12 protein-coding genes are annotated in these 19,485 nt (G+C 50.5%); all 12 read left to right on the forward strand.

Annotation, left to right across the window (positions count from 1 at the left end; translation table 11 throughout):
• The first annotated feature begins 52 nt into the window (after positions 1-52).
• The 12 genes from JUB14_RS04270 to JUB14_RS04325 all read left to right on the forward strand — a co-directional run bounded on the left by JUB14_RS04270 (position 53) and on the right by JUB14_RS04325 (position 19,481).
• Positions 53-2,428: an ABC transporter permease gene (locus JUB14_RS04270; protein ID WP_207504517.1), complete on the forward strand. Its 2,376-nt coding sequence runs from the start codon at positions 53-55 to the stop codon at positions 2,426-2,428.
• A 109-nt stretch (positions 2,429-2,537) separates the two neighbouring features.
• Positions 2,538-4,913 (forward strand): ABC transporter permease, encoded by a 2,376-nt coding sequence (locus JUB14_RS04275; RefSeq protein ID WP_207504518.1) that lies wholly within the window; start codon positions 2,538-2,540, stop codon positions 4,911-4,913.
• Positions 4,914-5,020: 107 nt separating this feature from the next.
• The gene (locus JUB14_RS04280; RefSeq protein WP_207504519.1) at positions 5,021-7,420 is read left to right on the forward strand and encodes an ABC transporter permease; all 2,400 of its coding nucleotides are present in this window, start codon (positions 5,021-5,023) and stop codon (positions 7,418-7,420) included.
• A 152-nt stretch (positions 7,421-7,572) separates the two neighbouring features.
• Positions 7,573-7,932 (forward strand): four helix bundle protein, encoded by a 360-nt coding sequence (locus JUB14_RS04285; protein ID WP_207504520.1) that lies wholly within the window; start codon positions 7,573-7,575, stop codon positions 7,930-7,932.
• A gap of 51 nt (positions 7,933-7,983) precedes the next feature.
• Positions 7,984-10,434 carry an ABC transporter permease gene (locus JUB14_RS04290; RefSeq protein WP_207504521.1) on the forward strand — a complete coding sequence of 817 codons (2,451 nt, stop codon included), beginning with the start codon at positions 7,984-7,986 and terminating at the stop codon, positions 10,432-10,434.
• Between the two features lie 63 nt (positions 10,435-10,497).
• Entirely contained in the window at positions 10,498-12,930 is a 2,433-nt protein-coding gene (locus tag JUB14_RS04295; protein WP_207504522.1) for an ABC transporter permease, read from the forward strand.
• 66 nt (positions 12,931-12,996) lie between these two features.
• Entirely contained in the window at positions 12,997-15,369 is a 2,373-nt protein-coding gene (locus JUB14_RS04300; protein WP_207504523.1) for an ABC transporter permease, read from the forward strand.
• A 305-nt stretch (positions 15,370-15,674) separates the two neighbouring features.
• The gene (locus tag JUB14_RS04305) at positions 15,675-16,085 is read left to right on the forward strand and encodes a hypothetical protein (RefSeq protein ID WP_207504524.1); all 411 of its coding nucleotides are present in this window, start codon (positions 15,675-15,677) and stop codon (positions 16,083-16,085) included.
• Complete coding sequence (locus JUB14_RS04310; RefSeq protein ID WP_207504525.1) at positions 16,082-16,528, forward strand: hypothetical protein; 447 nt, start codon at positions 16,082-16,084, stop codon at positions 16,526-16,528. Before JUB14_RS04305 ends, JUB14_RS04310 begins: the two co-directional genes overlap by 4 nt.
• A gap of 39 nt (positions 16,529-16,567) precedes the next feature.
• Positions 16,568-17,482, forward strand: coding sequence for a winged helix-turn-helix domain-containing protein (locus JUB14_RS04315; RefSeq protein ID WP_207504526.1), 915 nt, complete (start codon positions 16,568-16,570; stop codon positions 17,480-17,482).
• Between the two features lie 118 nt (positions 17,483-17,600).
• The gene (locus tag JUB14_RS04320; protein WP_207504527.1) at positions 17,601-18,740 is read left to right on the forward strand and encodes a ligand-binding sensor domain-containing protein; all 1,140 of its coding nucleotides are present in this window, start codon (positions 17,601-17,603) and stop codon (positions 18,738-18,740) included.
• Between the two features lie 63 nt (positions 18,741-18,803).
• Complete coding sequence (locus tag JUB14_RS04325) at positions 18,804-19,481, forward strand: 3-keto-alpha-glucoside-1,2-lyase-like domain-containing protein (RefSeq protein WP_229367517.1); 678 nt, start codon at positions 18,804-18,806, stop codon at positions 19,479-19,481.
• Positions 19,482-19,485: the final 4 nt, after the last annotated feature.

The following is a 19,485-nucleotide window of genomic DNA, read 5'->3' on the forward strand; positions in this document are numbered from 1 at the left end:
CTTTTCTTCCTTCCTCCATTTCTCCTTACCAAGCAACCTTAACCATAAAGCCATGATCAGAAATTACCTCAAAGTCGCCCTGCGAAACCTGTTGAAAAACAAGGTGTACACCTTCATTAACATTTTTGGCCTGGCTGTGGGTATGGCAGTGGCTATCCTTATTGGTCTGTGGATATGGGATGAATTGTCCTTTAACAAGTACCACAAGAACTACGACCGCGTAGCACAGGTCATGCTCAACCAGACCTTTAATGGTAGTACCGGCAGCAGCCGGGCTGTGTCACTACCGCTACGGGGTGAAATTCAGAATAAATACGCGGCTGACTTCAAGCACATAGCCCAGGCTTCCTGGAATTTTGATCATGTGCTGGCCAACGGCGAAACCAAGCTTATCAAGAGCGGTATGTACGCTGAGCCGGATCTGCCCGAGATGCTCTCGCTCCGGATGCTTAAAGGCTCCTACCAGACAGCACTTCGGGAGCCCTCGTCCATTATCCTGTCAGAGTCGGTGGCTAAGGCTCTTTTTGGTGATGAAGAAGCACTGAACAAGATTATTAAAGTTGACAATAAGGCCGACCTGAAAGTAACGGGTATATTTGAAGACCTGCCCTTCAACAACGATTTCCACGAAACCTACTTCTATATGCCCTGGGCCGCCTACGAAGCTGACCAGGAGTGGGTGAAAAACTCGAAGCAGCAGTGGGGCAACCACTCTTTCCAGCTCTACGCTCAGATCAATGATAAAGCTGACTTTGATAAAGTAACGGCCAAGATCAAAGACCTGGAAAAGCCGCACTCGACCCCTCAGGAGAATCCCGAGTACTTCCTGCACCCCATGAGCAAGTGGCACCTGTACTCCGACTTCAAAGAAGGCAAGAATATAGGTGGTCGGATCACCTTTGTGTGGTTGTTCGGTATCATTGGCATCTTTGTGCTGGCGCTAGCCTGTATCAACTTTATGAACCTGAGTACTGCCCGTTCCGAAAAGCGGGCCAAAGAGGTAGGTGTTCGCAAATCCATTGGCTCTCTGCGCGAGCAGTTGATATTCCAGTTTTATAGCGAATCGTTTCTGGTCGTTTTCTTTGCCTTCCTGCTATCCATCATCATGGTGCTGTTGTCGCTGGGCTGGTTCAATGAGGTGGCTGGCAAAGAAGTACGTATCCCGTATGCCAACCCTGTATTCTGGCTGCTGATTCTGCTCTTTACTACCATTACCGGCTTCCTGTCCGGAAGCTATCCTGCTATATACCTGTCGTCGTTCAACCCGCTAAGTGTGCTGAAAGGTACCTTCCGGGTAGGGCGCTGGGCGGCGGTTCCGCGTAAGGTACTTGTGGTCGTGCAGTTTACGGTTTCGATTGTACTCATCATTGGTACCATTGTGGTTTTCAATCAGATTAATCACGCCAAAAACCGGCCGGTAGGGTACACCCGGGAGGGGTTGATCCAGACAAATATCAACAGTGAGCTGTACGGTAAATATGATGTACTGCGGGACGGCCTGCTGAAGTCGGGTGCCGTTGCCGAGATGAGTGTATCGTCCAGTCCGGCTACGGGAGTATGGTCCAATCAGATTGGCTTTGACTGGGAAGGGAAAGATCCCAACTCACTACCACTCTTTGGTACAGTTGCCTGTACCCACGACTTCGGCAAGACCATCGGCTGGAATATTATCGAAGGGCGCGACTTTTCAAGAGAGTACTCTACCGATACTTCGGCGCTGATCCTGAATGAGTCGGCCGTTGCACTCACGGGTCTGAAAGACATAGTGGGCAAAACGATCCGGTGGAATGACACGCCTTATCAGGTAGTGGGGGTGGTAAAGAATATGGTCATGGAGTCGCCCTTTACGCCCATCAAACCCACTATATTTACTATGAACTACGACTGGGCCAACATTATCAATATCAGGCTGCAGCCGGGAGTACCCGTTAAAGAAGCCATCTCTAAGGTAGAGGCAGTATTCAAGATACACAGCCCCAATAGCCCGTTCGACTATAAGTTTACGGATGAGGAATACGATGCCAAGTTCCGGGCCGAAGAGCGTATTGGTAAGCTGGCGGGAGCCTTTGCCGGTCTAGCCATATTCATTAGTTGTCTGGGACTGTTTGGACTGGCTTCATTCACCGCCGAGCAACGTACTAAGGAGATTGGCGTACGTAAGGTACTGGGAGCTTCGGTATTTACGCTTTGGCGACTACTATCAAAGGACTTTACGATACTGGTTATTTTCTCATTCCTGATTGCGGCACCTATCACGTACTACTTCATGTACAACTGGCTGCAGACCTACGAGTACCGCACCGACATCTCGTGGTGGGTCTTTATCCTGTCCGGGCTGGGAGCTATGGTCATTACCCTGCTCACGGTATCCTACCAGAGTATCAGGGCCGCCATGATCAACCCAGTAAAATCATTGAAAACAGAATAATTAAGGAGGAAGGGTAAGAAAGGAGGAAAGTGCCGAAAGTAGATTTTTAATACTACAGTTGCTTTCCTCCTTTTATCCTTCCTCCCCTTCTCCTTTAACAAAAATAGCCATGCTCAAAAACTATCTTAAAATCGCCTGGAGAAATCTGCTGAAGAACAAGGTGTACTCCTTTATCAATATCATGGGGCTCACGGTCGGGATGTCGGCCTGCTTCCTGATATTCATGTATGTCAACTTCGAGTTGAGCTATGATGCTTTTCACTCGAGGGCTGACCGGATCTACCGCCTGGTGACGGACATCAAAACTCCCTCCGAAACCATCAATACCTCAGTTACTTCCTGGGCTTTTGCTCCGGCCATCAAGGCCGATCTGCCCGAAGTAGAGGCATTTGCCCGGGTAAGCAGTGAGAGCCTGCTGGTCCGTAAGGGGGATGTTAAGTTTCAGGAAGAAAATTCAGCCTATGCAGATTCAGCCCTTTTTCAGGTGTTTGATTTTGAGCTGATCAAAGGAGATCCTAAAACTGCCCTGAAAGATCAGTTGAGCATCGTGCTTTCCGAAAAAGCCGCCGTAAAATACTTTGGTAAGGAAGATCCGTTAGGGCAGACCCTACTACTGACGGGTGATGGCCTGGTAGCTACGGTAACGGGCGTGATGAAGGATATCCCTGAGAACTCTCAGGTAAAGGCAGACCTGTTTGTGTCCATGCCAACTTTTACGCAGCGTTTTGCTAAGGGTATTGATGATCAGTGGGGGAATTTCGGAGCTACAACTTACCTGCTTCTCAAGCCCGGTACTACCGGAAGTGCCCTGGAGAAAAAATTACCGGCTTTCCTGGAAAATCGGGCCGGTAAGCTAATGAAGGATAACAAGATGCACTATACGCTGTTTCTGGAGCCACTTCGGGATATATACCTGCACTCCACCCGCGATAGCCAGGGCAACGCCAACAACGTGTATATCTTCTCGGTGGTAGCGATCTTCATCCTCCTGATCGCCTGTATCAACTTCATAAACCTGACCACTGCCCGCTCGGCCGAACGCGCCAAAGAAGTAGGGGTACGTAAGGTAGTGGGTGCGCCGCGTACGCTGCTGGCGCGGCAGTTCTTAGCGGAGTCGATACTACTGTGTATGATAGCCTTTGTGTTGTCAATCCTGGTGTCGGCTCTCCTGATTCCTTTGTTCAATACTCTCGCTGGCAAGACCATCAGTACCGGTATCCTGGCCAGTGGGTGGTATATACTGACGCTGTTTGTGGCGGCTATCGGTATCGGTTTGCTGGCGGGTATCTATCCGGCCCTGGTACTCTCATCGTTTGAGCCGGTGGTGGTTCTGAAAGGGCGCTTCGCTACCAGTACACGGGGTATTCTGCTGCGCAAGGGCTTGGTAGCGGTGCAGTTCGCTATCTCCATTGTCCTGATTATTGCTACGCTGGTGGTATATACCCAGATGAGCTACATGCGCGACCGTGATCTGGGATTCAGCAAGGAGCAGATGCTGATCGTCAATTCGCAGGGTGACCCGGCCAAGAATTCATTCAAAGAGTCTATTGCCAATATACCCGGTGTGATGTCCACTGCTCTTTCGTCCAGCGTACCGGGGAGTGGCAATCCGGGCGCTTACTCCGAAATTGAGAACAAGAGCGGCGACCTGCAGATCGCTAACCTGGACCTGTACTTCGTTGACTTTGACTATATCCCCCATTTTAATCTCAAGATGGCCGCCGGACGTCCTTTCTTAAAAGAGTTCGGGACAGATACAACGCAGGCGATGGTGATGAATGAGGCCGCTATTAAGCTGTTTGGGTACAGTACGCCCGAGGAAGCTATAGGTCGGCGCTTTAAGCAGTGGGGACGCGAAGGAAAAATAGTTGGGGTCATCAAAGACTTCCACTTCCGGTCGCTGCAGGAGAAAATCAAGCCACTGACCATGCGTATTGAACCCGGAGGAAGTAGTCTGGTGTCGGTGAAAGTAGCGGGAGGCAACATACCCGAAACCATTAAGGCCATCGAAGCCAAGTGGAATCAGCTGGTACCTAACCGTCCTTTCAGCTACTACTTCATGGATGAGTTCTTTGACCGGCAGTACCGCAGCGAGGAGCGCTTCGAGAAGCTGTTCTTCTACTTTGCCATCCTGGCCATCTTTATTTCATGTCTGGGTCTGCTGGGGCTGGCTTCGTACAGTACTATGCAGCGTACCAAGGAGATTGGCGTTCGCAAGGTTATGGGAGCTTCGGTAGGTAGTATCGTGGGACTCCTTTCCAAGGATTTCCTAAAGCTGGTACTGATCGCCTTTGTCATAGCTTCACCCATTGCCTGGTACTTCATGTCCGAGTGGTTGCAGAACTTTGAATACCGCACCGATATCCAGTGGTGGGTATTTCTGGCAGCGGCTGTCATGGCCGTTACCATTGCCTTCGCCACGGTCAGTTTCCAGAGTATTAAAGCCGCATTAATGAATCCGGTAAAGTCACTACGCTCGGAGTAGTAAGCCAAAAACCCTATAAAGAGCATAGCGAGCACCCTTGTAGAGACGCAAAAATTTATGTCTCTACAAGGGTTGATATCTGTCAACCTAAACGCTACAATTAAAATATGCTCAGAAATTACTTCAAAATAACGCTTCGAAATCTGTGGCGTAACCCGCTCTACAGTGGGCTGAATGTGGTGGGGCTTACCCTCGGCCTGACCTGTGGACTGCTCATTACGGCCTACGTACTGGACGAACTCAACTACGACCGCTTCCATACCAACGCAGACCAGATCGTACTGCTTCAGCAGTTTGAAGAGTCGGGCATGAGCGGAGGCCAACTGGCGACTGATTTTAAAGAACGTTTTGCGCAGGTAGAACAGGTAGTGCGACTCAAACAGGCGGCTCCTCTGCTGACCACTCCCAGTTTGAGTTCGTACGAGGAGAACTTCTTCTTCGCCGACAGTACTGCCTTTGATGTATTTACGCTGCCGCTGGTACAGGGAAACCCGAAAACGGCTCTGGCTGAACGCTACGGCGTAGTACTGTCTGAAACGATGGCGCAGAAGTACTTTCCAAGGCAGAACCCCCTGGGCCAGACCCTGCGCTATGATAATAAGCATACTTTGCGCGTAACCGGAGTAATGCGTGACCTGCCTGGCAATTCGCATCATAAAATCCATTTTCTTGCTAATTATGCCAACGCCAACGAGCTACTGGGCTGGGACGTAACTACCAACCTCTGGGCCGGTAGTACCTGGACTTACCTGCTGCTTGCGCCCGGTGCCAGTTTGCAAACTCTGGCGGCGCAGTTTCCAGCCTACCTCAAATCCTTGAACGACCCGAATGTGGGCGTTTGGAAACTCAATCTGATTCCGCTGACTGACCTCTACCTGCGTACCAGCCTCATTGCCCCCAACCGCCTGATGTACGTGACCATTTTCTCGGTGGTAGCGCTGCTGATTATGGCCATGGCGGCTTTCAATTATGTTAATCTGGCTACGGCTATTGCGACTAAGCGGGCGCGGGAAGTGGGCATTCGCAAGGTACTTGGTTCTACGTCGGGGCAATTATGGAGCCAGTTTTTTGGCGAAACTGTCCTTTTTGTGGGGATAGCTCTGGTACTTACCGCTCTGGTGGTGCCCCTGGTACTTCCTGCTTTTAACGAGCTGGCCAACAAAAGCCTTAACCTTTCTACCCTTTTCACATCGGTCCGGATGGCCGGGCTACTGCTGGGCCTGACGGTACTTTGCTTTCTGGCTGGAGGGTACCCTGCTTTTGTGCTGTCATCGTTCCGTCCGGCGGCGGTACTGAAAGGCAGCCTGGCCGGATTGCTCGGAGGTACCCGCACGCCTCTTCTGCGGCAGGCGCTCCTGCGGCAGGCGCTGGTGGTGGGGCAATTTGCCGTATCCATTGTAATGATCGTAGCGACGCTGGTGGTATCCAGTCAGCTCCGGTACGTACAAACCAAGAACCTAGGCTACCAGCGCGAGCAGGTACTGGTACTGAATTTGCACGACGCCAGTGTGGAGGCCAAGCTCCGGTTTAAGCAGGAAGTGCAGAAGCTGTCGGGTGTGGTGTCGGCTACGCAGAGTTACAGTGTACCGGGCAGCGGCAGTCTGCGTGGCGAAAAACTGGTAGCGGATTATGCTCCTAAGGGCGTCACCGACCTGACCATCAACCGCCAATCCATTGATGAAAATTTCCTGGAAACCTTTGGTATAAAACTCATTCAGGGACGCAACCTCGACGCTGACCGCCCCGCCGACCGCAAGGTGTTCCTGGTCAACGAAGCGGCTATGAAGTACTTTGGCTGGGACAACATTGAGGGCAAAATGACGGGTTACTATACCTTTGAGTACGACCCGTCGGGCGGCTACCGCGAGGTACCCCAGCGGGGGCAGGTAGTGGGCGTGGTGGCCGACTACCACCAGAAGAATCTGAAAAATACCATTCCGCCCATGATTTTTTCGTTGCTGGACGGCTGGGAAAATCAGGTGTCGGTGAAGCTCGAAGCGGGTAATGTACCGGCAAGCATGGAGCAGGTGGAGCGACTGTGGAAGCAGACATTCCCGGCTACGCCCTTTGACTACGAGTTTCTCGACGACTTTTTCCAGCGTACCTACCGCGCCGATCGTCAGGCCGGGCAGGTTTTTGGACTGTTTGCTGTGTTAGCCGTTTTGATATCCAGCCTGGGCTTATTCGGCTTGGGTACTTTTGCCGCCGAACGCCGCACCAAGGAAATTGGAGTGCGTAAGGTAATGGGAGCCAGCCTGACCAGCATCCTGACACTTTTGTCGGTCGACTTCCTCCGTCTGGTGGTCATTTCCCTGCTTATTGCCACCCCCATTGCCTGGTACGCTATGAGCCGGTGGTTGCAGGATTTTGCTTATAAGACCGACATCCAGTGGTGGATATTTGTAGTGGCAGGAGTCCTGGCCGTAGGTATCGCCCTGCTAACGGTCAGCTATCAGTCCCTGAAAGCTGCGCTGATGAATCCGGTGAAGTCGCTGCGCTCGGAGTAGTTTTAGTTGGTTAAGGGGGCTTTGTTTGGTGAAGGGTTAATAGGTTAAACGGTTAAGGGCGATCTGAACTTATAGTCTATTTCACTCATAAACACCTTTGACCATTCACCCTTTAACCCCTTCAACACGTACCCACCTAAAAACACTCTTCTGTGGAAGACAAGAATTATCAGTCATTTGAGGATTTGCTGGTATGGCAGGAAGGTATAAAGTTGTGTTTGGAGGTGTACAGCTCAATGAGAGACTGTCGCGATTTTGGATTAAAAGATCAAATTCAACGGTCGTCAGTTTCTGTACCTTCCAATGTAACGGAGGGCTTTGAGCGGCAGACAGACAAAAAGTTTGTGCAATATTTGTTTATTGCCAAAGGCTCCTGCGGCGAACTTAGAACACAGCTATACCTGACCACCGAACTAGGCTATTTGGAAAAGCAGAAGGGGACAGCATTGATTCAAAGAGCCAGGAAACTCTCCTCTATGCTTCAAAACCTGATAAAAGTACGAAGACACTAAAAGCCCTTTGTCCTTTCACCTTTTAACCGTTTGATCATTGACCCAAAAAATATGTTAACCAACTACTTCAAAATAGCCTGGCGGAATTTGTGGGGCCAAAAGGTATTCTCCTTTATCAACATCATCGGGCTGACGGTGGGGCTGACCTGCTGTTTCCTGATTGGGCTGTTTGTGCGGCACGAATTGAGCTACGATAAGTTTCAGGAGCGCTTTGACCGTATTTACCGCGTTACGTACCTGCCCCGCTTCGCGGGTCTGGAGCAACCGCTCGCCCTGACCCCCCCGCCGGTATCACCGCTGCTGGCCGAGACCTTCTCGGAAGTAGAAACCTCCGCTCGTATGTTCCGGAGTCCGGCTACGGTAGAAGTAAAGGGCTTGAATAATAAAGTCGCGGCCAAGTATGACGAGGAACAGCTTTTCTTCACCGACCCGGCTATTCTTGATATATTCTCTTTTGAGTTTGTAAAAGGAAATCCAAAGGAGGCGCTGCGGGACAAATTCTCCATAGTACTTACTGAAAAAACCGCGCAGAGGTACTTTGGCGATAAAAACCCGATGGGACAGACCCTCACCTACGAAGGCAAGTACCCAATGAAAGTAGCGGGCATAGTCAAAGACTTCCCTGATAACTCCCACATCCACCCCGAGCTACTGGCGAACTACGAAACCATGTACGCCACCGAGAGCGAGCGGGCGCGTGAAAACCTGCCGTTCAACTGGGTTATTTCTCATTCCTTTACCTACGTACTGCTGCGTCCGGGCCGTTCGCCCGAGCAGGTCAACGGCCGCTTCCCGGCTTTTATCAAAGCCCATGCCGACGCCCAGGTGGCCGATGGCATTGACTACATGCTGGAGCCGATGAAGGATTTTTACCTGCGCACCAAGGCGGACAACACGCCTGAGCCGGTAGGTAGTATGTCCCGGATCTATGTGTTCCTGGGTATTGCGGGGCTGACGCTCCTGATTGCCTGCATCAACTTTATCAATTTATCCACAGCCCGCTCCCTGAAGCGTGCCAAGGAGGTAGGCATCCGGAAGGTACTGGGTAGTCTAAAGCAACAGCTGGTGATGCAGTTTCTGGGGGAATCGCTGCTGCTGAGCGCGCTGGCGCTGGTACTTTCACTGGCCCTGATTGGCATTCTGCTGCCCCTCCTGAACCAGTTAACTGACAAGCAGCTAACTATGCAGTACTTCCTGAACGACGGTCTGCTGGTACTGCTGTTTTTTGGAGTAGCGCTGGGAGCAGGTCTGCTATCAGGCATATATCCCGCCTTTGTGGTGTCTGACTTTAAACCGGTCACGACCCTGAAAGGCAACTTCCTGAGCGGCAAAGCGCGCGGTGGAGTACTGCGGCAGGTACTACTGGGTGTACAGTTTGTGACGTCGGTGGCACTGATCATAGGTACGCTGGTGATGTGGCAGCAGCTGGATTTCCTGCAGAATCAGCCCCTGGGCTTCAACAAAGACTTTATCATTACAGCTAATATCCGCAACCCTAAGATTACGAATGTATTCGCTACTGCCTCCGACAGTAGCTACCAGCGACTGAGTACCTTCCGCGAAAACCTGCTCCGCAACCCGCAGGTAGAAGCGGTGACGCTGTCGAGTCAGCCGTTGGGCAACGGCAGTGTCCGGCGTAACGTAGTACCCGAAGGCCGCACCGCTGAGGATAACCTGTTTGTGTCGGTGCTGGCAGTGGACTACAACTTTGCCGATACCTACGGGCTGCAACTGGTAGCCGGACGGGATTTTTCGGAACAGTACGGAACCGATAAGACCGAAGGGTACCTGATTAACGAAACGGCTGTGAAGGAATTTGGCTGGCCCTCGCCCGAAGCGGCAGTTGGGAAAACACTCAACGTGGAAGGCCGGGCCGGTCGGGTAGTTGGGGTACTTAAAGACTTTCATAACCAGTCGCTGTACGGGCCTATCACCAGCTTTGTAATGAGTATTGTGCAGCCACAGTTGACGCTGGTTTCCATGAAGCTCCGGCCCAACCAGGTAGAGACAACCCTAAAACAGGTACAGGCGGAGTGGGATAAGTACTTTCCCGAAAAAAGCTTCGACTACGAATTTGTGGATCAGAACCTGGCCCAAATTTACGACCGTGAACAGCGACGTAGTACCCTCATCAGCTACTTCGCCGGATTGGCTATTCTGATTTCCTGCCTGGGCCTGTACGGCCTGATATCGCTGGTAACACAGCAGAAAACCCGCGAAATTGGTATCCGCAAGGTGCTGGGCGCGAGTGTGAGCAGCGTAGTACTTATGCTATCGAAAGATTTTGTACTACTGGTCCTGATAGCCATGGTCATTGCATCGCCCATTGCCTGGTACTTTATGGACAAGTGGCTGGCTGAGTTTACCTACAAAATTGATATGGAGTGGTGGATGTTTGTTGCTGCTGGCTTGCTGGTGACGGTGATTGCGCTGCTGACGGTATCATTTCAGTCTGTCAAGGCTGCTTTAATGAATCCAGTGAAGAGTCTAAAGACGGAGTAAGGGTAAGGAAGGTAGCCTGCATTGTGGTCTCCTTCCTGTTCTTATCCTTTAACAAAAATAGCCATGTTGAAAAACTATCTAAAAATCGCCTGGCGGAGCATTGCGCGCAACAAAGTCTTTTCCTTCATCAACGTCACGGGGCTGAGCCTGGGCGTGGCGGCTTGTTTGCTCATTGCCCTTTACATTTTTCACGAAACAAGCTACGATAAGCAGGTACCCAATGCAGAAAATATCTATCGGCTGTATTTTTCATTTCCTATAGATGGGAAAGAGAAAAAAGCAGCCTTTACCTCTGCTAACCTGGCATCTACGCTACTGAGCGACTTTGAAGAAGTGGAGAAAGCAGGCCGATTGCTGGATAATCCACTGTTTTATGGAGCGGGCAGCAACGAGATCAAAATTGAGGGGGAGTCTATGCAGCACCATGAGGAAGGATTCGCCTACGCTGACCAGTCTATCCTGGATATTTTTCAGCTCCCGATGGTAGAGGGTGATCCTACTTCGGCTTTGGCTGCCCCGCGCACTGTCGTTATTTCCGAAAAGAAGGCGAAAAAATATTTTAAAGACGCAAGTCCGATAGGTAAGTCAATCTACCTCAATGGCAATGATAAGGATCCCTTCCTCATCACCGGCGTGATGCGCGACTTGCCCAGTAACTCAAACCTGGACTACGATTTTTTAATTACCTTGAAAGGGGTCGAATTTGGTGAGGGTGAGCAAACGCGGTGGCTTCAGACCAATTATTTCACCTATATTCAGCTCAAACCTGAAACCGAGGCGACGGTAGTAGAAAAGAAAATTTCTGATATAATTCTCTCCAGATACCTCATCCCAGCCTTACAGGACTTCAATGCTTCCCTGGCAAAAACCGTCGAAAAGGAAGCTGCCATATACCTGCAGCCACTGTCCGATATTCACCTTTATTCCAGCAATATCGACGACTACCATACCCGTGGTGACATCCGGTTTGTCTGGTTGTTTGGAGCGGTGGCACTATTCATCCTCCTGATTGCCTGTGTCAACTTTGTCAATCTCTCCACCGCTCAATCAGCCAACCGGGCCAAGGAAGTAGGTTTACGCAAGGTTGTCGGCTCGCAGCGTGGGGCTCTGGTCGGACAGTTCCTGACCGAATCTACGCTTGTTACCGTCATTGCCTTTCTATTTGGCATCGTACTGGCTGCATTGCTGCTTCCCTTCTTCAATACATTAGCGGGCAAAGAGCTCTCCTTTCCCTCGCAGGTGGCCTGGTTCGTACCCGCCGTGCTGGGGTCCGCGCTTTTCATTGGCGTGTTAGCCGGGCTCTATCCGGCTTTCTACCTGTCAAGGTTCAATCCCATAGAGGTACTGAAGGGAAAACTCCGCCGGGGTAGCAAATCGGCAGGCATGCGAGGGGGATTAGTCGTATTTCAGTTTACGGTTTCCATCGTGCTGATCGTAGGAACGCTTATCATCAACAAGCAGATGAATTACATCCTGACTCAGAAAGTGGGTTTTGAACGGGATAAAGTCATTCAGCTGTATGGTACTAATATGCTGGACGATCAGGTAAAGACTTTCAAATCGGAATTGAAACAATTGCCCGGTGTCGCCGACGCCAGCATCAGCGACTTTCTGCCGATCGAAGGGACCAAACGCAATGGTAACACCTTTTACAACGAAGGAAGGGAAAAGGCGGAGCAGGGCGTAACGGGTCAGTCCTGGGATGTGGATGAGGATTATCTGTCAACCCTTGGTATGAAGCTTATTGACGGGCGCAATTTCTCTAAGGATCGCCCGGCTGACACACAAACCACCATCATCAACCAAACGCTGGCTCAAAAGCTGGGGTTAGCAGAGCCGGTCGGCAAAAGACTTTCCCGCTATGGTGAATTATACGAAATCATTGGAGTGGTAGAGGATTTCAACTTCCGCACCATGCAGGATAAAATTGAGCCGTTGGCCCTGTTTTACGGCACCAGCCCCACCATCATCTCAATCAAAGCTACTACCAGCGATATGCCGCAACTCCTGAAAGCGGTAGAAGCTAAGTGGAAGGAGTTCGCACCCGGCCTGGCGTTTCGCTACCAATTTATGGATCAATCCTACGCTACCATGTACGAGAGCGTGCAGCGGGTAGGGCGCATCTTCACCAGCTTTGCTATTCTGGCCATATTCGTAGCTTGTATAGGGTTGTATGCGCTCTCCGCCTTTCTGGTGGAGCAGCGGAGCAAGGAAATGAGCATCCGGAAGGTACTGGGCGCATCGATGCAAAGTATTTTCCAATTGCTTACCCGACACTTTTTAGGTCTGATTGTCATCTCGCTTGTTGTAGCCACTCCATTGGCGTATTTTATGATGGAAAAGTGGCTGGAAGATTACGTGTATCGTACCGATATCGAGTGGTGGGTCTTTGCTGCCGCCGGACTGATGGCTATTCTCATAACGTTGATTACCATCAGCTACCACGCCGCCAAATCGGCCTTGATGGACCCGGTGAAGAGTTTAAAATCGGAGTAAGAGTGAGAAGGGCGGTCTGTCATGCGGCCGCCATTCCAACTTTTTATTCTCAAACTAAAACAGCTCATGCTACAAAATTATCTGCGTATCGCGCTGCGTCAGCTTTGGCGTAACCGACTGTTTAGTCTGCTTACTATCCTGGGCCTGACCGTGGGTCTGGCGGTAAGTATGTTCATAGCTATATACGTGTGGCACGAGCTCCACTACGATCGCTTCCATCCGTTTGCGGAGCGTACCTACCTGACTGTAGCGGTTTCTAAATTTGATGGTAATGATGTAACGACCTATGGTCTGCATGAGTCATTCGGACCTGAGATAAAGCGTCTGTTACCGGAGGTAGAGCAGGTAGTCCGCTATACAGAAGGCTTTGGGGATGTACTGCTACAGTCCGACGCTGAGCACCGGTTCAAGCAGGATAAAGTTGGCTTTGCCGACAGTACTCTACTGACAGCACTGGGCTTTAAGTTAGCCGAGGGCGACTCCCGGACCGCCCTAAGCCGGCCCGGACAGATCGTACTGACCAGAGCCGTGGCGGAGCGGTACTTCGGTGACCAGAATCCGGTTGGTCGCACACTCCTGTATGACAAGCAGTACCCGCTTACGGTATCGGGGGTATTCGAGGAGCTACCTACGAACAGCGTTTTTCAATTCAACGCACTGATTTCCCTCCCTACCTTACCTTCCTTAGGGGCCAATGCAAAGAGAATATTTGAGCTATCAGGATTCCTGGAAACGTATTTAATCCTACGTTCTGGAACAAGCATCAAAGCTCTTGAAAAGAAGCTAAAAAGTATTAGTACCGGTCCTAAGTTCTTATTAGGAGCAAATTATATACTTGACCCGCTGCCCGACCGCCACGTTGACAGCCGGATCGGGTCATCAGACGCCCGAAAGACACTCAACATTTTCCTGACCATCGCGCTGCTCATCCTGGTACTGGCAGTAATCAACTACGTTAGCCTTACCACCTCGCGGGCTACCAAGCGCGCCCGGGAAGTTGGGGTACGCAAGACGGTCGGTGGCCAAAGTGGCGAGCTTATCCGGCAGTTCTTTCTTGAATCTTTCCTGAGTACTACCCTGGCCTTTGCGCTGTCACTTGTATTGCTGCAGGCGCTCTTTCCCTGGACTCAAAACGCCCTCGAGCTTCCCCTTGACAACCGGGTACTTAGCCAGCCTTCGTATTGGCTCTTGCTGGTGCTACTGTGGCTGGGATGCTCGGTGCTGTCGGGGATTTATCCGGCCCTGTTGCTGTCCCGGTTCCGACCGCAGGAAATTCTGAAAGGTACGGTACATTCGGTGAACAGCGGGGCGGGGCTGCGGCGTATCTTTACGACCATCCAGTTTACCGCTTCGGTGGGGCTGCTGATATGCAGTATCGTTATTTATAGCCAGATGCGGCTTATGCGTACCAAAAACATCGGCATAAACCGTGACCAGATCGTTTCGATCAGGATAGATCCGGAAATGGCTGGTCGCTTTCCGGCCCTGCGCGATGACGTACGGCAGTGGGCCGGGGAGAAGAACGTAGCCGTAACCAACACTGCCCTCTATACCTTTAACCTGATGACCTACTTCATGACAGTAAAGGAGACAAAAAAGGAGCTGATGGTAAATGTCTTGGTGGGCGATCAGGCTTTTTTCGACCTGTTAGGCATTGGGTGGGTACACAAGCCCCTAGCCTGGGACCAAAAAGGAGTGACGAAAGAGCTGCTGGTATTTAACGAAACGGTCATGCGGGAAACAGGTATGAAAGGGAACCCCATTGACCAGCCCGACCCATTCGACGGTCAGCCCATTGATGGCATCATGACGGATTTTCATTTGCGGAGCCTGCACGGAGAAGCCAGCCCGGTACGGATGACCATCATGAGCGATACCAGCCGGGCCCTCGTAGCGAACGGCGGACAGATGCTGGTAAAACTACCCTCGCTGACGGATGTACCCGACGCGCTGAGCCAGCTCGAAAAAATATACAATCGGTTTCAGCCGCAATATCCCTTCGACTACTACTTCCTGGATGATGCTTACAACCAGCTCTACCAAAAAGAAATACGGACCGCCCGTCTTATCAATGGCTTTACGGCACTGACGCTGTTGGTAGCAGCTCTGGGGCTCCTGGGACTAATCACATTCACCGTCGAAACCCGTACCAAGGAGATTGGTATCCGTAAGGTACTGGGGGCGAGTATTGAGAGTGTAGTACTGTTGCTGTCCAAGGATTTTATCCTTCTAATCCTGATCGCCATCATCTTTGCTTCGCCGCTGGCGTGGTACTTCATGAATCAATGGCTGGAAGGCTTTGCCTATAAGGTTGACATAGCCTGGTGGATGTATGCCGGAGCGGGCCTGCTGGTAATCGTGATTGCGCTGCTGACGGTATCGTTTCAGTCCGTCAAGGCAGCTCTGATGAATCCGGTGAAGTCACTGCGGTCGGAGTAGAGTAGTATTTACAGTACGTATATTACACCTACTGGTACTCATAGTTCTAGCTTTACAGTTGTTTAGGATTGATTTATAGAAAAAAGGACCTGATGCGTTAGCCCCGGAGGGGCAGCACCTCAGTAGAAGTAAAGGGAACAGTGGCAAGAAGCTCCGTAGGAGCGACATAAAGTGCGACTAATAAAAGGTTGATTATCTATACATTACCTACTTTTACATTTCCTTAACACTCTTTTACGCGGGTTGTTGAGCCTTTGCAAAAGCGGCTGTTACATTTGTCCGGTACACTAAAACATCTATTCAACATGAAAATGAAAACCGGACTCTTATTTCTGGTGGCCTACGGGCTACTGACCAGCCTGACCTACGGGCAGGACAATTTTAAACACTGCACCGCCGCTTTTCTGGGTACCCAACTGGTGGTAAATGAGTACAGCCCCAAAGGCAAGTGCGTACTACCCTCCACTTCGGTAGGTACCCTCACCGTCCAGACCGTTAATTTATCTGCTGACAAAGTCAGTCGGGTAGCTGAGATTCCCTTCAAAGTTGCGATTAGGGATAAGGAGACCCAAACACTGGTGATGTATGCGAAAGAGGATTTTAAGCAGGTTGATATTCGGCAGGTACTCGCCAAATGCAAAAAAGGCGACTCTATTGTGCTACTTTCCGTGGATAACCAGTACGCATTACCTCACAACGAAATCATAATCCAATGAGAAAGCTAATTCTGATACAGGTAGTAGCACTGGCGATTCTGACCAGTAGCTTTGTCTTCTCCAAAAGGGATAACGAAAAGATCAACTACAACCCCATCCGGCTGAACGGCCAGCCGCTGGACTACAACCGCCTTACGCTGGGTAGTCGGGGTACTTTAGCCGTGGTAGTGGCCAATCCTGAAACGGAAGAAGCCATTAAAGTCTCCTTTCGGGTGTACCTGAGACGAGGTACGGCCGTAGTGAGTATAACGGACTCCTATATGGACCAACCGCTGCGTGAGGTGGAGATAGGCAAGGTGCTGGCGCAGGCCCAGGCGGGTGATGAACTGGTGATTGAGCCGACGGAGAAAAGTCAGATAGAGGCGAAGCGGGTGATCCGGGTGAATGGTTTTCCTTTTTGTAACTGGCTGCTGTTGGGAAAAAAGACCGGCGACGGTTGCTGAGGCAGGTACTTATTAGTATGATTTATAAATTGAAATAGGATGGGAAAGGTCGTAGTGGGTACTGTGCTGTTGCTGTCGGTGCTGTTGTTTGCGCAATTTGTAGGACTGGCTCCTGAAGATAATAGGCGGGAGGATGAACGTCAGTTTGCGCAGAAAGCAGACCTGGCCCTGCGGCGCACAGCCCACCACCTGCTATTGGAGAAAGGCGACTCTACCACCCGCATAGCGCCGGTACGCCACGTCAATAAAACGACTTACAGCATTCAGTTAGAAGAATCCTTCGACTATGACCGCATTCCGGGCTTACTTCAGGAGTCACTTACACTTCACCACATCAGCACCGGCTACAATGTCGCCGTGCTGGATTGTGAAAAGGGTGAATTACAACTGGGCTACAACATTATTGACTTTACCAAAGCCGGCGAAGTACCCTGTACCGGCCGGCAACAGGTAGGTGGATGTCACCAGCTGCAGGTAACTTTTGCCGCGCCCTCACCCGAGCCAACGCTCCCAGCCGCAGGTATATGGTGGTCGGGGGCGCTGGGCTTTTTGCTGGCGTCGGTCGGTGGGCTGGTATGGTACCGAAGTACCCGCACAGAAGGCCCGGTTACCGCTCCTTCTTCCTCCGATAAGCAGCGCCCGGCTTGCATACAGATGGGACAAACTCTTTTTTCTCCTGCTGAGCAGTCTTTGGAATTGGCTGGTACCCGTCAGTCGCTCACCTACCGGGAATCGAAGCTGCTGCACCTGTTCGCCACCCATCCCAACCAACTGCTTGAGCGTGACTTTATCCTGAAATCGGTCTGGGAAGACGAGGGCATTACCGTAGGCCGTAGCGTAGACGTGTTTGTGTCTCGGCTGCGCAAGCTTTTACTAGCTGACTCCAGCCTCCGCCTCGTGGCGGTACACGGGGTGGGATACCGGCTGGAAGTACGGCCGGAGGAGGAAGCGTAAAGTACTAAAATCCAGAAAGGGATTTTGCTAATCTTTCTATAAAGCTATTGGTTAGCGGTTATTGCAGAGCGATGCCCAGCTAACAAATAGCTAAAAAACAACGATGACAATCTTTACAATGATAAAATATTTCTTGCAAACGCAAGCTTTTGCTTTTCTCTCGATGATCATTTTTGGCACTTCCTGCAACGGACAAGTCCAAAAAGACCTGCCAAAAGAAAAGGTAAGTGAATCAAAAATAATAGCTGCCGGACAACCCAAACTTATAAAAACCCAGGGCTCACAAAAAAGTGACAATGTAAATAGTAGTTTGCAGGACAAAGCAGGTAACCTTTGGTTTGGCACTACCAAGGAAGGTCTTTATAAGTACGACGGCAAAGCGTTTACACAGTTTACAGTAGCCAATGGACTAATCAGTAATGGGATTAGTAGTATTGTGGAAGATAAGGATGGTAAGCTTTGGATCGGTACTGAAGATGGTCTTTGTCTTTACGATGGTAAAACATTTTCCAAAGTCGAAATCCCTCTACGAAAAAACCTGCCTCCCAACAAGTACCGCAACACGCACAATGTATTCAGTATCATGCAGGACAAAAGTGGAAAGCTATGGTTCGCCACTATTGATGGGGTTTATGTTTATGATGGCAAATCCTTTACCCCGTTTATAATTAAAGAAGACGGAGGTGGTTTTATGAGCAGTAACCACAATGTGGAGTATATTTTAGAGGATAAAGCAGGGAACATATGGTTGGGCGGGCGGAACAACGAAGGGGTGTTCCGTTATAGTGGTAAATCCATAACCAACTTTAAGATAACCGACCAAAAGGAATGGAATTGGGCCTTTCCTGCTTTGCAAGATAAAAACGGTACTATTTGGTTCAACAATTGGTCCGGAGCCTACCGCTTTGATGGTAAATCATTTACCAGGGTTGCTAAAAAGGATGGCTTAACAAACGATATTGTTATTCGAATTATAGAAGACAAAAAGGGAAACCTCTGGTTTGGCTGCGGAAGTACAAGAGGTTTAAGCAACGGTGGCATTTGCCGCTACGACGGCAAAACGTTCACGTGTTTGACCACCGGAGATAGCCGGATTAACAACGATGTCTGGACAATTTTAGAGGATAGAAAAGGTCATTTGTGGGTCGGCACAAGGAATACAGGTTTGTGGAGTTACGATGGAAAACTGTTTACTTATTTTACTGAAAAAGATGAAGAAGTCAATAACTCGTCTTTACTACCTGTTGGAAGGCAGTAGAAAATGAAGTTTGTGCCAGGTACTTTAATGAGAATCTCAACTACTATATAAACTATAAAAGCCATGAAAAATCTCCTCGTAGGGTTAGTCCTCTGCACGCTGGTTCAATGGGTGGCCATCCCCACCGCCAGCGCTCAAAAAAGAACCGAATTGGATTTAACGCAGGTACTCCATTCTAATAATTTCAAGGCCCAGAACCGGCAGGCAACTGCCCTGACCAGTGAATCAAAGAAAGCCATTCACCTGGACGCCAAACCCGGCGCTGGGATCATCTGGCTCAATGACGTAGAGTTTAGCAACGGCGAAATAGAATTTGACGTGCGGGGTAAGGATGTTTTGCAGCAGAGTTTTCCGGGAATAGCCTTCCATGGCAAAGATCTGGAGGCCTACGATGCCATCTACTTCCGGCCTTTCAATTTCCGGGCCGATGACCCCGTCCGCCGCAGCCACAGCGTGCAGTACATATCCATGCCCGGCTACGACTGGCCCAAACTCCGCAGCGAGTTTCCCGATAAGTACGAACAACCTTTGGCCAACGCGCCCGACCCCAACGGCTGGTTCCATGTAAAAGTAGTGGTGGCGTCGCCCAAGGTAAGCGTGTTCGTCAACGGAGCCGAACAGCCCAGCCTGGTGGTGGACAAGCTAAGTACCCGGCAGACGGGCTCCGTGGGGCTATGGGTAGGGAATAACTCAGAAGGTGACTTTGCTAATCTGACCATTACACCGGCCGCTGGTCAATAATAAT

The organism is Telluribacter humicola, assembly GCF_017355935.1.
GTDB lineage: Bacteria > Bacteroidota > Bacteroidia > Cytophagales > Spirosomataceae > Telluribacter > Telluribacter humicola.